Source organism: Mesorhizobium japonicum MAFF 303099 (genome assembly GCF_000009625.1).
GTDB classification, from domain to species: Bacteria; Pseudomonadota; Alphaproteobacteria; order Rhizobiales; family Rhizobiaceae; genus Mesorhizobium; species Mesorhizobium japonicum.
The window spans coordinates 5,105,824-5,120,271 of the sequence record NC_002678.2 but is presented as its reverse complement, the minus strand read 5'-3'; the positions used below and the strand labels follow the sequence as shown (position 1 = coordinate 5,120,271).

The window sequence follows — 14,448 nt, the reverse complement described above, 5'->3', positions numbered from 1 at the left end:
TGCCTGATGACTGTCCAGCCCAGGACTCTCAATGAGCCGACAATCAGTTGCCCGAGCTGCAAGACCGACATCAAGCTCAACGAGTCGCTCGCGGCGCCGCTGATTGCGGCTACGCGCGAGGAATACGAACGGCGACTGGCGCAGAGCAACGCCGCCATGACGGCCCGGGAGGAGGAGCTCCAACGCAAGCAGGCGGCCATCGACGCCGCCCGGGAGGACATCGACAGGCAGGTCGCCGAAAAACTCAAGCTCGAGCGTGCCGGGATAGCCGTTGAAGAGGCCCGCAAGGCAAAAATTCTGGTCTCCACCGACCTGGAGGACAAGGACCGGAAGCTGGGCGAGTTGGAGGCGACGCTGAGGGCACGGGACGAAAAGCTCGCTGCGGCGCAGTTGCAGCAGGCCGAATTTATGAAGCAGCAGCGGGCGCTCGACGATGAAAAGCGGGAAATGGCGCTGACCATCGAAAAGAGGATCTAGGAAGGGTTGGACGCCGTCCGCATCAAGGCCAGGACCGACGCCGAAGACGGCCTCAAGATGAAGGTAGCCGAGAAAGAAGAACAGATCGCCGGCATGCAGCGCCAGATCGAGGAGCTGAAGCGCCGCGCCGAGCAAGGATCTCAGCAGCTTCAGGGCGAAGTCCTTGAGCTCGAGTTGGAGTCGCTGATCGCCAGCCGCTTCCCGATGGACATCATCGAACCGGTCGCCAAGGGTGAGTTCGGTGGTGACGTGCTGCAACGCGTGGTGGGACCGGCCGGCCAGCCGTGCGGCGCGATCCTATGGGAATCCAAACGCACCAGGAACTGGAGCGCGGGCTGGCTCGGAAAGCTACGGGCGGACCAGCGTGCCGCCAAGGCTGACATTGCGTTGATGATCTCCGAGGCGCTGCCTGCGGGGGTCGAAACGTTCGATCTGGTCGATGGCGTCTACATCGCCCATCCCAAGTGCGCGATTCCGATCGCGATCATGCTCCGGCAGTCCCTCGTCGAGCTCGCCAACTCCCGCATCGCCCAGGACGGCCAAGCCACCAAGATGGAGCAGGTCTACGGCTATCTGACTGGCCCCAGGTTTCGCCACCGGGTCGAGGCGATCGTCGAGAAGTTCTCCGATATGCAGGACGACCTTGCTAAGGAACGGAAAACCACAATCCGCCTGTGGGCCAAGCGGGAGGCTCAGATCCAGGGTGTCATCGAGTCAACCGTCGGAATGTACGGCGATCTGCAGGGCATTGCGGGCAAGGTGATGCAGGAGATCGCGGGCCTGGAGGTGTTGGCTATCGAAGCGTCCGCGTCCATCCCCGATTGAGAAAGGCGAATCTGGGCTGGGGTCGGGTGTGAGACGAGGGCAAGCTGCTCTTTGAAAGCGGATCGCAACGCCAAGAAGCCGCCGCACTGATCCCTGGCCCGGACGGGTCATCAGTGTGCTATGCAGCCTCCGGTTTTTGCGCCAAGCTGTACGGACAATGAAAGCCTGCCCGTGACAGACCGTGAAATCCACCTCTACCTCGATGACAGCGGCAGCCGCGAGCCAGACCGAGAGCCTAAAGAGAAGCGCCGGGACGAAATGGACTATTTCGCCCTCGGCGGCATCCTCATCAACGAGGAAGACGTCGATGAGCTCTATGCCCGCCACAAGGCCTTCTGCCAGAAGCACGGCATCACCTACCCGCTCCACTCCTGGGCCATCCGCGGCGGCCGTGGCGACTTCGGCTGGCTAAAGAAGCCGGAGTCCGCTTTTGAATTCCTGGGCGATCTGCAGGGGATGCTTCTCGCGCTGCCCGTGATCGGCATCGCCGCGGTGATCGACCGACCGGGCTACGTTGCCCGTTACCGGGACCGGTATCAGGATCAGCTCTGGTTCATGTGCAAGACCGCCTACTGCATCCTGATCGAGCGCGCCGCCAAATATGCCCGCAGCCAGGACCGCAAGCTGCGCGTGTTCTTCGAGAGGGCTGGCAAAGCCGAGGACCGCGACCTGATAGCCTACACGCGGATCCTGAAGACGCAGGGGATGCCGTTCGATGGCGTCAACTCCGCCAGCTACGGGTCATTAACCGCTGAGGAGTTCAAAGACATCGTGCGCGGGGAGCCGCGCGGCAGAACCAAAGCCACGCCGATGTTGCAGATCGCCGATCTCTACCTCTATCCGATGGCCAAGGGCGGCTATGACCCGTCCTACCGGCCCTACAGGGCCCTGATGGACCACAAGCGTCTCATCGACGCGCACCTGCCGCCCGAGGACCTGGCATCCTGCGGCATCAAATACAGCTGTTTTGAACGGATAAAAAACAAAGACCCGGACTAGCCGGGCCTTCGTTTTGAAATGGTCGGCTGGCGCCTGGCGCCAACCCCGGAGCGATGCTCACCTGCAAAGTATGGGTATTGACGCTCTCTTTGTCAACACCCCCGGGTGAACCTCTGGTCGGGGGGCCCTATCTTATCGCTTGCATATAGCACGGTTCGTCTAATCGATATCTCATATTATCAAGTCCTCTTCTTTGGGTGCAGCGCGGTTCCCCGGCCCCTGAATCCAAGGACATAGGCCGGATGAACCTTGAAACACCCTCCCCCTGAATCCAGAATCGTCCCCGATGCCCTTGCGTCATCACGGGAAACCACCATATCTGGATGCAGTTCACCACAGGGAAGCCCGAGATGGCCCAGCCAGAAACCGCCAAAGCAGACGTCGATAAGCTACGCACCAATGAGAAGAAGTGGACCAAGGCACTCATGGCCACAGGCTGGAGCGCTTTCCCGAACATCATCATCGAGAAGCAGCAGGGGTTCTGTTGCAAATTTTTGTTGAACTGAAGCAAGAAGAGATGGCGGGCGGTGCTTATGCGGCGGCGAGGATATCGAACTGCTCGGCCAATGACGGATTTGGGTTGAAGGCGAACCTCGCCTGTCGTTTGCGCATCATGTGAAGCATTTCGATGCCGTCGAGGATGATGCTTGCGGCTGCGGGAGATTTGAAGCCGAGCATCGGCCGAACACGGCGCTTGATCCGCCGATGGTCCTGCTCGATCCGGTTGTTCAAGTATTGGCTTTGGCGGATTCGGATCGGCTTCGGTCGGCGCCTGCAGCGATCCTGCAATCGATGTGTCGTATCGCAGGAAACGATCGCCTCCTGGTTGGTCTGGCTACCATCGATGACGACACGATCGGGACGCCCATGGCGCTCCAGCGCTTTCCTGAAGAAACGCTTGGCCGCCGGCAAACCCCGATGTTCGCTGAAATAGAATTCGACCGTGTCGCCGACGCTGTCGATAGCGCGGTAGAGATACATCCACTGCCCTCGGACCTTGATGTAGGTTTCATCAACATGCCATTTGCCGGTCGCTGCGCGCTTGCGCCGGTTGAAGCGCTCCAGCAGCAAGGGCGAGAAGTGAACAACCCAGCGATGGATCGTCGAATGATCAACGCTAATGCCACGCTCGGCCATCATCTCCTTCAAATCGCGCAGGCTCAGTCCATATGCCAGATACCAGCGAACGCACACCAGGATGACCGATCGGTCGAAATGCCGGCCTCTGAACATCACAAACCTCCTAAAAAAATGTCGGAGGTCACTTGCCAGACAACCCGTAACGAAAAAGTTTGCAACAGAACCTATAAAAATCCTTCTTCTGGCAACGACTTGATAAAACTATATATATGACGTCTAAGACAGTCTATTGCGGTGGAATTGCGCTCAGTGCATAGACGTAGAAGCTCTCGATGCCCATCAACGGAAGCATTAATTCGACCAGATTCTACAAGCGGTACCAGAACGAGGTGACTGGTGCGTTGGTGTATTTTCTCAACAATCGACAATGTTTCTGAGCGGCCAGACGGAAGGTATAGGCATTTATGGAATTTCCAATTCATCTCCCCGCGTTTAGGCATGTCTTTGTCATGATAATTTTTATCAAGTTCATCGAGAATATCCTCGGCGGCCAATAGGTCTGTTTCCTGATAACGTGAAAGTGCATGCGATAGAATATCGCATTCTAAAAGGATCCTGAGATCTAGCAGTTCGATGACTGTCTCGCGCTTCGTTGAAATGGCGACGGCGCCTTTATGCGTTCTGCGGGAGACCAGTCCTTGCGCCTCCAATTGTCGGAGCGCCTCGCGAACTGGCACTCGGCTCACCTCATACTCTTTTGCGATAGTTTCCTGCACAAGGGAGTCGCCGTCCCGGATTTCGCCGCTAAGAATGCGCTCTCGCAAAGCCTCAACGAGGATGTCGGGTAAAGTTTGTCGTCTGATTGGACATTTTGCTTTCGGCGCGATGGGAGTTGCCAACCCTTGGTCCCTCTTCGTGCATGCATTCGTTCGAATGGTGCTGTCACATTGTTTGAAGTGCGGATAAGTGGCGGCCTGGCCTCAAGCCACCACGGCGATGGTCTCTGCTTGAGCTAGCTGCCTCCTATCACTGCAGGCGCTCCCTCAAGCGATGATTGCACGAACAATTCAAACCGAGGATTTCTTCAACGGCCCCCGCGTGTTGCCGTCTCCCTGGCGGGCGGAATAAACCATGTTGATGGCGCACCGTTCTCGATGGCGGCGAGCGGATAAGACTTGCTTCCTTTCGCAATGACCACGTTGCAGCCCGCTTCCATCGCTATCCTTGCTGCCATCAACTTTGTCACCATGCCGCCCGAACCATGGCGCGCGGGGGAAAGGCTGGCCATGATTTCTATCTCCGGGGTAATGCGCCGCACCTCTGGGATCATACGAGCCAACGGGTTGTCGTGTGGATCTTCCGTAAAGAGGCCATCTACGTCGGAAAGCAGAATGAGAAGGTCGGCCTTTGCAATTTGCGCGACCCTTGCCGCCAGCCGATCATTGTCGCCAAGACAGACCTCGGGCGTTGCGGTCGCGTCGTTCTCGTTGATAACGGGTACAGCGCCAACGTTGAGGAGTTGTTGAAAGGCTGACCGCGCATTGAGGCGGCAACGCTGGTTGTCTACATCTGCGCTGGTCAATAGCACCTGCCCCAGGCCAAACCCATGGCGTTTCAAGCTCTGTTCATAAGCGATCATCAGTCGGATCTGACCAATCGCGGCGGCCGCTTGCTTCTCCTCAATTCGCAAAGATCTGTCCAACTGCTTGAAGTGACGTGATCCAGCCGCGACAGCACCGGAGGTGACTATGATCACCTGCTGGCCGCGCGCGAAAAATCGGACGACATCCTTTATCAACGTTTCAAGCCAAGGACCGCGTATCTCTCCGGTCTCCGCATCGGCAACCACTGCGGAGCCAATCTTCACGATCAGTCGGCGAGCCGAAAGCAATTTGACCGTCTTCGTTGCAAGACATGTCTCTCTAATCTTTTCTTGCATTCAACAGCATTCAGTTGCGCGAGCGGTCAGGTGCAAAGTTTGGCATCTCGTCGACTTGCCTCTCTCTTTCGTGCTCTCAATTGCATCAACGTTTCGGATGACGATCACCTTCCAATCTGGCGCCGCCTTGCCCTGGTCGGAAAGGTGAGGGCCGCTGATAATTTCTATTCGCCAAGAGTCGGAAATGGTGCGATCGACCAATCGATCAGATCGACGGCCCGGTGAAGTGTCGCTTCGGTTAGCGCACGACTGGGTGAGGCGACGATAACATGGCCGATCCAGTCCCGGTGATCGCCTTTCCTGACGATCGGCGTATTGGGTCCAATGTAGAATTCGACCTCGGCGACGCCTGGTACAGCAGTTGCCCGATTGTCGCCGTCGATCCAATCAAGGGTGCCATCGCGATCAGGAACTAGGATTCGCGCGGCGGCCGTGTGCGAGTGCCTTCTGCGCAAATCCCATTTCTCGCCGATGACAAGCTTGATGTGCTCGGTGACAAGGTCGAGCCCGTAAGTTAGCTGAACCAGTTGAGGACCGGGCGCGCCACCAAGACGTGGATTAACTTCAATGACGACTGGGCCACGCTTCGTCCATCGGAATTCTATGCAGGTTGGCCCCCAGCCAAGGCCGAGAGCGCGCAAACACCCCAGCGAAACGTCGACGATACGCTCTTGCTCTTCGTCAGTCAGTAGGGCCGGCAGGGTGAATTCACGAAACACGAAATACGGTTCGGGGCCGAACTCACCGGCGTAAATCCCGATGACCTCATCTCCCATTATCTCGGTGCTATAGTATGGGCCTTGTGCGAATTCTTCGACCAGTATCCGCGGCGAAGATCGCCATATGTGCTTCCCGCCCAACAGATAGGTCGTGTGTTCGGCCAACTCATCGCCGTTGCGGCATAATCGGACACCGCTGCTGCCGACACCCACGGCTGGCTTAAGAATTACCGGCAGCCCGATTTCAGCGGCATAGCTTTCTATGTCCGCCGCATTCGCTGCCAAGCGATACGACGGTACTGGAACGCCGGCCTCCGCGAGGAGTTGACGTTGGGTGAATTTGTCGCAACATCGTTCAATCGATGTAGGGTTTGGTCCCGGTAGATCGAAATGCCGGCAAAGCTTGGCAACCGTCGCATAGACCGACTCCTTGGCGCACGTAATTCCGGCAATCTCATAGGTCGCACGCAGCCGGGAACATTCGCCGATCAAAGCATCGAGATCGGCTGTATCGACATGAATTGCCTCAATCCCTTCCGCCGCAATGTAGTCGTACTGCGTCGGATCAGCCGACAGAGTAATTGGAGAAAGGCCAAGCCGCTGGGCCGCTTGGACGTACAGCAGACCAGTCCTCGAGCCTTCAACCAGGATAAGCGCTCTTTTGGCCATCAGCTTTCGATCCCGAGTTGCATGCTGTGCGTCAGTCGAAGCGCAAATCGACGTCAGCCCTTTTGGACGCGCCTAATCTCAGACCTTGTCGTGAAGCTATCATCGTCGGCGATTTGCGATCGCTAAGATTGTGTGAATTTATTGTGAACGGCGTTTAATACGGTGCTGGATCCTAGGCGAAAGCGGTGGCGATGAAGGCTGAGAAAAGCCTGCGGCCACTCTTGCAGGCATGGGCCGGTACGTTCCTTATGAAGCGGATCCGCCCCTCTGCTGTGTATGTGTGCACAGCGTCTTCGTGGCGGCCGCCTCTATAGCTCCCCGGCGTCGCAGACGACGAGTCTGACGACGCGCGTAGGCTGCTACGCCGCTCACTCGCTGCTAGCGGCGCGCTTGCAAGCGGCTACAGAACCTAAGGGGACATGAACGGTGGAACTTCGGTGCGACCCTGCGACAATGTTCAATCGCGAGCGGACCGCGCGGGTGAAAGGTGCAGCCACTCGGTGGATTGACCGGGCTTGGCACCTTTCCCTCTTTGGGCAGCCTCAGGCGGGTACGCGGGTGGGATCCGATGTTAGCGCTGGGGCGACAAGCGCCCCAGTGTACGTTTGGATGGGCTTCTCGAAACGCGCCTCGCATGGGGCGAGTCCAACGCTTCAGGCTGACACAGCGTCCGTACGGTCGGCCATTTTCTCCAATGGGACTGATTTGGCGAGCCCCGATCCAAGCGCTGTTAGTGTCGCCTCTCGGCAATCTTGACCTCACTCGGCTGCGTAGCTAGCGAGATCGGCATCCTGCGTACGCCATCGCGCAGGTTCTTATAGTCAAGGATATCATTCCGGCACCAATGCGCTCCAGGGGATTCCACCGTAAGTATCTCTTCGGCGATAGGTGCAAAGTCGGCCCGGAAGTGAACTGCGCTTTTGACTGCCACAACCGACTGGTCTCTCGGCTCTACCCCAACCGCCCGTAGCAGATCCTGATCGAGACACTGAAAGCGGACACTTGATACGACGACCTGCACGCTGGATCCAGGGTTAAGGATAAGCAAGCGCGCCATGCGGCCAAGATCTACTTGCACACCGCCTAGGCATGGCCCATTAGCCTTGAACACCCCGTCGGAAAGTGCTTCCACACGAACCCTGGCAAGATATGGTTCCGAATCGTAACCATAGCGTCCACCAAGCCGCACATCGAGTTCAGCGCCTAGACCTGCGGTGTGGGCTGCTTCAGCCGTTTCTGGATCCCAAAGCAGGCCAAGTACGCCATTTCGAAGGCCGCCCTCGACCATACCTTTGAGAAGCCCAATGGTGTCTGACGTACCCCCACAGCCGGGATTATCCTGCACATCGGCAAGGACTATGAGCGAGCCTTTGCGCCCGTTGCGCGCAGCATGTTCGACAGCTTCCTTTACATCAAGGAGCGACATATGGAATCGTCCTTCGGCCTCCAGCATGTCGCTTAGTTGCATATCTGCCGCCGCTGTGACCGCTACCTCGTCGATCCCATAAGCGACAACTGCCGGCCCGCATTCGCGAATATCTGCCAACGGAAAGCCCAGCGCGACGTCCACGTTCAGAACTGGTCCTTTGACTCGTTCTTGCAGCCCAGCATAAAGAGACATGCATGGCTCTAGATCAGTACACTGGGCAGGTAGCGGGATCAGAAATGGAGTCTTCCTGAACGCCTTGATGAAGGGCCTCCCGCGGCGAATGCGCTGCTCCAGTAAACTGAAGGCGCGTCCGCCTGTGTCAGCCAGGTCTATGTGAGGGTAAGTGCGGAAAATTGTAATACCGTCGGAGAGCTCGACCATGGCCTCGGTGACATTGGCATGAAAGTCCAAGCTGATCATGATGGGAATATCTCGGCCGACGATTTCTCGCACGCGCCTTAACAGTTCCCCTTCCCCGTCCTGATAAGATTCAACGACCATCGCGCCATGCAGGTCGAGATAGATCGCATCGAGAGGACCTGCGCGGGCGATCCCATCACAAATCATTCCTGCAATTCGCTCAAAGGCGTCATCGGAGACGAAGCTGGTTGGTTCCGCAGCAGCCCAGACCAAAGGTATCAACTCATACGTATCCTTCGCAGCGCTGATGAACCCTCCGATGGGAATTTCAATCGGAGGAAAGACATCGAGAATGGCCGCACCGGTAGTCATAGCGGGCCAGCCGCCGCCCCGAACAAAATCATCAAATGGTGCGCCGAACGGTGCGAACGTGTTGGTTTCGTGTTGAAAACCAGCAATGGCTACTCGTGGGCGAGCCGATTTGGAGCCGGCGAAGGTTGTCGGCGTTGAATGAACCATATCTTGACCTTTGAACTTCAGTTGCCGTCTTCCGAACGAGCCACCCTTCGAGCGGACGTCGCGATCGGATCATTGCGACGCCCCGATTTTCCTACGATCCAAATCAGGCGGCCTTCTTCACCCGCTTGGCCAAGGTCTCGATTGCTAGCTGAATCGTCGATGTGACAAAGTCACGCTCTTCGCCGACGAGTGGCAAGCGCGGGGCACGGGTCCATTCCGGTGCGCCGTAGACCAGGCTCTCGGCGAGCTTGATGTACTGAACCAGCTTCACGTGGGTGTCGAGATGGAAGGACGGCGTCAGGATGTGGTAAAGCGCGCGCGCCTCCTCGTACCTGTTTTGGATGCAGAGGTTGAAGAGCTCGACGCATTCTGACGGCCAAACGTTGGTCATGCCCGAGACCCAGCCGGTAACACCCAGCGCGCAACTTTCCACAATCAGATCGTCGACGCCGCAGAAGATGCTGAAGCGGTCGCCGAGCTCGACAAACATGTCGGTGACGCGACGAATGTCGCCAGTTTCTTCCTTAACGCAGACGATTTCCGGGGTGTCGACAAGTTGCTTGAGAACATTGACCGTGCAGTCGACGCCGTAGGCGATCGGGTTGTTGTAGATCATGATCGGAAGCGAGGAAGCGCTGGCGACCCCCTTGTACCACTCGACCGTTTCGCGATCGTCGGTCTTGTAGCCAAGGCTTGGGAATACCATGAGCCCCTGGGCGCCGAACGATTCGTAGAGCTTGGCGTTTGCCTTCGCATTGTCGAGTGTGATTTCGGCGAGGCCGGAGAGAACCGGAACACGACCAGCTACGACTTCGACAGCACCTCCGATGATGTCTTCACGATCCTTCAGCGACATCGAAGCGTTCTCGCCTAGCATGGGAAGCACAATGACGCCGGAAACACCTGCCTTGACGAGGCGGTCAAGGCTGTCCTTGGTCGCCCGAAGGTCAACCTTGCCATCCCTCGTCAGCTTCGTCGTCACTGCGGGGAATACACCAGCCCACTTTGCCATGGTTCTCCATCCATAAGCGATCCAACTGGATCCAATCTACATGGCATCAAACAACATGTCTACCCTTTGATGTCACCCTTTTTTGGGATACTCTCGACGAGCCGATCATTAGCACAAGCGAAAGAGGCGGCTTTTCAATTTTGGGTTTTGGGATCCAAAAAACGATGGACAACATGTTGGAACAGAAGAAGCCGCGCTCGAAATATCGCCTTCAGAGGCAGAGCCTACCGGAGGCGCTATCGGAGTCGTTGCGGGAACGCATTCTCAGTGGCGAGTTCAAAGAGGGCGACCCCCTGATACAAGAAGCGATCGCAGCCGAATACGAATGCAGCCGAATGCCTGTGCGCGAGGCATTTCGCCAGTTGGAAGCAGCAGGATTGATCGTTTCCAAGATTCACAAGGGTGCTATTGTTTCGACATTGCCATCCGAACAGATCATGGAATTGTTCGAACTTCGGGCAACGCTGGAGTGCGATATTCTCAGCCGCTCGCTAGAGCATCTCTCGGACGAAGAGTTGGCTCACTCCGCGCAGATTCTCAAGCGACTCGAAGAGGCATATCACAAGCGGGACATTGCCCGAGTAGGCGCTTTGAACTGGGAGTTTCACCGCAGTCTCTATCGGCCCGCGGGACGCATTCAGACACTCGCCATTCTCCAAGGCATCAATGTCCAGATTGATCGATATATCAGGATTCAGCTACTTTTGACTTCCGGCTTCGAAGAAGCAGAGCGCGAACATCGCCAAATTCTGAGCATGTGCAAGGAACGCGACCGTCAAGTCGTGGAGTTTATGCGAGGGCACATAATCAGGGCTGGCCATAACCTTTTGGAAGCACTCAATAAGCGCCGAGTGAACGACCCCGCTGTATAATCGCACCTCACGGTCAAAGAAGCGCCTGATTGCATCTGTGCATCACAGGCGTTTTGCTTGTTCGCATAGATGATACGTCGAAGGATGATTTGTCCCTCCCGAGACGATCAATCAGGCAAGGCGAATCGCGGATCGAGCATGTCCCGTGCTCCATCGCCGATCAGATTGATTGCGAGCACGACAACCGCAATGAGCACGCTCGGATAGAGGATCATATGTGGGGCGATCAGGGCAAAGGACCGCCCCTCGGCAACAATGTTGCCCCAACTCGGGTGCTCGGGTGGAACCCCAACACCCACAAAGCTGAGGTAAGCCTCATAAAGGATCGCCACGCCGCAGATATACGTGGCCTGCACAGCGATTGGCGCCAACGCGTTCGGCAGGATGTATCTGAACAGAATACGCAGAGGCCCAGCGCCGTAGGACCGAGCTGCCTCGACGAAAACTTGCTCACGGAGTGTCAGCGTCAAGCTCCGAGCCAGGCGCGCGACACCCGGCACTTCCGGGATGGCCAAAGCTACGATCACGGTCAAGACCCCACCACCAAAGATCGTCGCCAAAGCAATCGCAAGCAGGATCCCGGGTATAGCCATCATGCCGTCCATGATCCTCATCAAGATCTTGTCTGAGAGTTGCCCGGCTCCGGCGACAAGGCCCAGTATCGTTCCGATTGTTGTCGCTAGAGCCGCTGTAGCCAATCCGATCACGAGCGAAATCTGCCCCCCGTAAAGCACACGCGCGAGAATGTCGCGCCCGAACATATCGGTTCCCAGCAAATGACTATGGCTAGGTGGCTTGAGCCTTGCATCCGGCGTCATGGACAAGGGATCAACGCTGGTGAGGATCGGCGCCGAAAACGACACCAATGCAACAACGAGCACAAAAATTGAGGCCACCAGCAAAGGAGTCGGTAGGCGCCTGTCTTGTCGCCACGACATAGAAATCGTCATCGCCTACCTCCTTAAGTGTATTTAATTCGTGGGTCGAAAAACAGATATGACAGGTCGACCATCAGATTTATGAGAACATATACAAACGAGCTTATTAGCAAGACACCCTGAATCACTGGGACATCCTTGTGTTGGATGGCATCGACCAAGAGACGTCCAACCCCGGGGATGGCAAACACTGTCTCGGTGATCACCACGCCGCCAAGCATATAGGCAAACGACATTCCAACTATCGTAACGAGAGGCACGGCGATGAGCCTAAGGCAGTGCCGCATGATAATTGTGAACTCATCGAGGCCTTTTGCCCGCGCGACCCGAATGAAGTCCTGGTTAAGGACCTCGATCGCACTCGCTCTCGTGATCCGAGTGATCAGCGCGGTCTGCGCAAATCCCAACATGGTTGCAGGCAGAAGCACATGTCTCAAAACTTCCCATGCTCCGCTATCGAGCCCAGGGAACCCCGAGATGGGCATTGATCCAAAGTACACCCCGAACGTAAATATCAGCAAATAGCCAATCAGGAAGGCGGGTATTGCCGTTCCAGCAATACCGAAGAACGATACCAGTTGATCGGCAATGCCGCCCCTTTTCCGCGCAGCAAGCAGCCCCAACGGCACAGCGATGATGACAGAGACAAGAGTTGCGGCGATTGCCAGAATGATTGTCGGTTCGACTCGCGAGAGGATGAGAGCCAATACCGGCTGTTCAGAAAAGATCGAATTTCCGAGATCGCCCCGCAGGACGCTCCCCAGCCAATGAAAGTACTGGGGTACAATTGGAGCATCCAGGTGAAGCCGCTCTCGAATAGCAGCGATCTGGGCGGGCGACGCATAGTCGCCCGCCAGTACGACCGCCGCATCTCCCGGGCTCAAATAAGTCAGCCCGAAAACAACGGCGGTTACGACCCCCATCACCGGTATGATGGAAAGCATTCTGGTGATGAGATACCTGATCACAATAACCTCTCGGCCGCGGATTGGGCGCGCTACTTGCTCTTGCGCCGGATATTCCAGAAGTACACTTCAGGCGTTTCGGGGTTAAACCCTTCGATGTCGGCTCGGTAGACAACGGCCGCGGTGTTCTCTCCCGTCATGATGAAGGGCAGATAGGTAGATGCGCGGGCCTGGATTTCACTGGCGATCTTTTTCTTCTCACTAAGGTCCCCGGCGCTGATGAATGCCGCCCGCAAGTCCTCGATACCCTTGTCGCAGGGCCATCCGAACCAAGCCTTGTCACAGTTAGCGGCAAGCATGAGATGTGTAAGCGGAGACGAGGCTGGCTGGCCCTCCATGATATTAGGGAACAGGTTCCAGCCGCCTTCGGAAGCCGGCGCCTTAGACGTACGGCGCGACGTCAGAGTCGACCAATCCATCGCTTGCAGGTCAACCTGAGCACCGGCCTTTCTCAGTTGCTGCGCCATGTACAGAGCCCTTGCATGGGCTTCAGACCAATCTGTGGGGTCGAGTACCACTATCGGCTTTCCGTCGTAACCGGCCTCTTCAAGGAGCTTTTTCGCCTTGTCAAAATCGGCTGCCCCCCGATGGCCGGTATAGGCGGACTCGTCGCCGTACGTCCCCTCACAGGTCAGATAGGCATAGCACGTGTGCCAAAATTCCTGGTCTCCCACTGCGGCGCGATTGATCTCAGCCTGGTCAATCAGATAGGTGAGGGCTTCACGCGCCTTGACGTTATCGAACGGACGCACAACGTGGTTTATGACGTAAAGGCCTTGCGTGAAGAATCCCTTCGCTACCACGAGGTCCGGATTAGCTTTCAAGGCCAGAGCATTATCCATTGGAGGACCTGGCCAGATGTCCTGTTGCCCCGTCAGCATCTGCGCCATTGCGGTGTTTGCATCCGGCACGTAAGACATTTCGATCTTGTCGAAAGTCGCCTCTTTCTTGCCGGCGAAGAAGCTCGGCGGGTCATTCCGCGGAACGTAATTGGGATTTTTGATATAGATGCGTGTCTGCCCTGGTTTCCAAGACGTATAGTCAAATTGATAGGGTCCGGAGCCTGTCGTGTCCGTTAACTGGTCCGTTGGCGGCAACGACGCAACCCGCTTGGGCATGATAAAAGCAGGGTTGCCCGTGATACCGGCAAGCGCAGCGGGCACGTCGAACGGCTGGCTCAGCTCAACGCGAAATGTCAGATCATCGACTTTCGTCATTTCCTTGAGCCTGGCAGCCAACAACTGCCCGGTTTGGTCCCGGGAAGCCCAGCGCTTGAGGGATTGCAGAACGTCGTCGGTCGTGATCGCGCCTCCATCGGAAAATTTCAGGCCTTTCCGAAGCGTGATCGTATAGCTTTTCTTGTCGGCACTAATATCGACTTTGTCAGCCAACTCGGGACGGGCGATGCCGTCTTTGTCGAACTCGAACAATTTGTCGTAGATCAGATAGGCGTGAACCAAGGTCGTGCCAGATGTCGTTACTATAGGATCTACGGTTTTGAGATCTGTGTCAGCTATCACGCGAAGCGTATCGGCCATTGCCGTGCTGGTGAAAAAACCCCCGGCAAACAACGACGAAAGCATTATCCGCCTCGCCACGCTTTTGCGGCTATTCGCGCTCATCTTCATTTTTTAGTTCCCCTTTT

At 56.7% G+C, this 14,448-nt stretch carries 12 protein-coding genes and 1 pseudogene; 4 read left to right on the top strand and 9 right to left on the bottom strand.

What is annotated here, in order from left to right; all coding sequences use genetic code 11:
• Positions 1 to 6: 6 nt before the first annotated feature.
• The 3 genes and pseudogenes from MAFF_RS25740 (at position 7) to MAFF_RS25730 (ending at position 2,807) form a co-directional block, all read left to right on the top strand.
• Positions 7 to 1,302, top strand: a pseudogene (locus MAFF_RS25740) (DUF2130 domain-containing protein).
• 171 nt (positions 1,303 to 1,473) lie between these two features.
• On the top strand, positions 1,474 to 2,301 hold the full coding sequence (locus tag MAFF_RS25735; protein WP_244420613.1) for a DUF3800 domain-containing protein: 828 nt from the start codon (positions 1,474 to 1,476) through the stop codon (positions 2,299 to 2,301).
• A gap of 323 nt (positions 2,302 to 2,624) precedes the next feature.
• Positions 2,625 to 2,807, top strand: coding sequence for a hypothetical protein (locus MAFF_RS25730; RefSeq protein WP_010913939.1), 183 nt, complete (start codon positions 2,625 to 2,627; stop codon positions 2,805 to 2,807).
• 25 nt (positions 2,808 to 2,832) lie between these two features.
• Here MAFF_RS25730 and MAFF_RS25725 read toward each other — a convergent pair whose 3' ends face one another.
• The 6 genes from MAFF_RS25725 to MAFF_RS25705 all read right to left on the bottom strand — a co-directional run bounded on the left by MAFF_RS25725 (position 2,833) and on the right by MAFF_RS25705 (position 10,028).
• Positions 2,833 to 3,534, bottom strand: a complete 702-nt coding sequence (locus tag MAFF_RS25725; protein WP_044549200.1) for an IS6 family transposase — start codon at positions 3,532 to 3,534, stop codon at positions 2,833 to 2,835.
• A gap of 71 nt (positions 3,535 to 3,605) precedes the next feature.
• Positions 3,606 to 4,280, bottom strand: a complete 675-nt coding sequence (locus MAFF_RS38255; protein ID WP_010913937.1) for a GntR family transcriptional regulator — start codon at positions 4,278 to 4,280, stop codon at positions 3,606 to 3,608.
• 185 nt (positions 4,281 to 4,465) lie between these two features.
• Entirely contained in the window at positions 4,466 to 5,320 is an 855-nt protein-coding gene (gene proB, locus MAFF_RS25720) for a glutamate 5-kinase (RefSeq protein WP_010913936.1), read from the bottom strand.
• 164 nt (positions 5,321 to 5,484) lie between these two features.
• Entirely contained in the window at positions 5,485 to 6,708 is a 1,224-nt protein-coding gene (locus MAFF_RS25715) for an ATP-grasp domain-containing protein (RefSeq protein ID WP_010913935.1), read from the bottom strand.
• Positions 6,709 to 7,438: 730 nt separating this feature from the next.
• Positions 7,439 to 9,016: a M81 family metallopeptidase gene (locus MAFF_RS25710; RefSeq protein ID WP_010913934.1), complete on the bottom strand. Its 1,578-nt coding sequence runs from the start codon at positions 9,014 to 9,016 to the stop codon at positions 7,439 to 7,441.
• Positions 9,017 to 9,119: 103 nt separating this feature from the next.
• On the bottom strand, positions 9,120 to 10,028 hold the full coding sequence (locus tag MAFF_RS25705; protein WP_010913933.1) for a dihydrodipicolinate synthase family protein: 909 nt from the start codon (positions 10,026 to 10,028) through the stop codon (positions 9,120 to 9,122).
• Between the two features lie 164 nt (positions 10,029 to 10,192).
• Here MAFF_RS25705 and MAFF_RS25700 point away from each other — a divergent pair, with 164 nt between their 5' ends.
• Entirely contained in the window at positions 10,193 to 10,900 is a 708-nt protein-coding gene (locus MAFF_RS25700) for a GntR family transcriptional regulator (protein ID WP_244420612.1), read from the top strand.
• Positions 10,901 to 11,007: 107 nt separating this feature from the next.
• On the opposite strand, the gene MAFF_RS25695 is transcribed toward MAFF_RS25700, so the two are convergent.
• From MAFF_RS25695 to MAFF_RS25685, 3 genes are read right to left on the bottom strand one after another with little or no spacing between them, the layout of a single operon-like run.
• Positions 11,008 to 11,850 (bottom strand): ABC transporter permease, encoded by an 843-nt coding sequence (locus MAFF_RS25695; RefSeq protein WP_010913931.1) that lies wholly within the window; start codon positions 11,848 to 11,850, stop codon positions 11,008 to 11,010.
• Positions 11,851 to 11,861: 11 nt separating this feature from the next.
• On the bottom strand, positions 11,862 to 12,806 hold the full coding sequence (locus tag MAFF_RS25690; RefSeq protein ID WP_010913930.1) for an ABC transporter permease: 945 nt from the start codon (positions 12,804 to 12,806) through the stop codon (positions 11,862 to 11,864).
• 29 nt (positions 12,807 to 12,835) lie between these two features.
• On the bottom strand, positions 12,836 to 14,431 hold the full coding sequence (locus MAFF_RS25685; RefSeq protein WP_010913929.1) for an ABC transporter substrate-binding protein: 1,596 nt from the start codon (positions 14,429 to 14,431) through the stop codon (positions 12,836 to 12,838).
• Between the last annotated feature and the right edge of the window lie 17 nt (positions 14,432 to 14,448).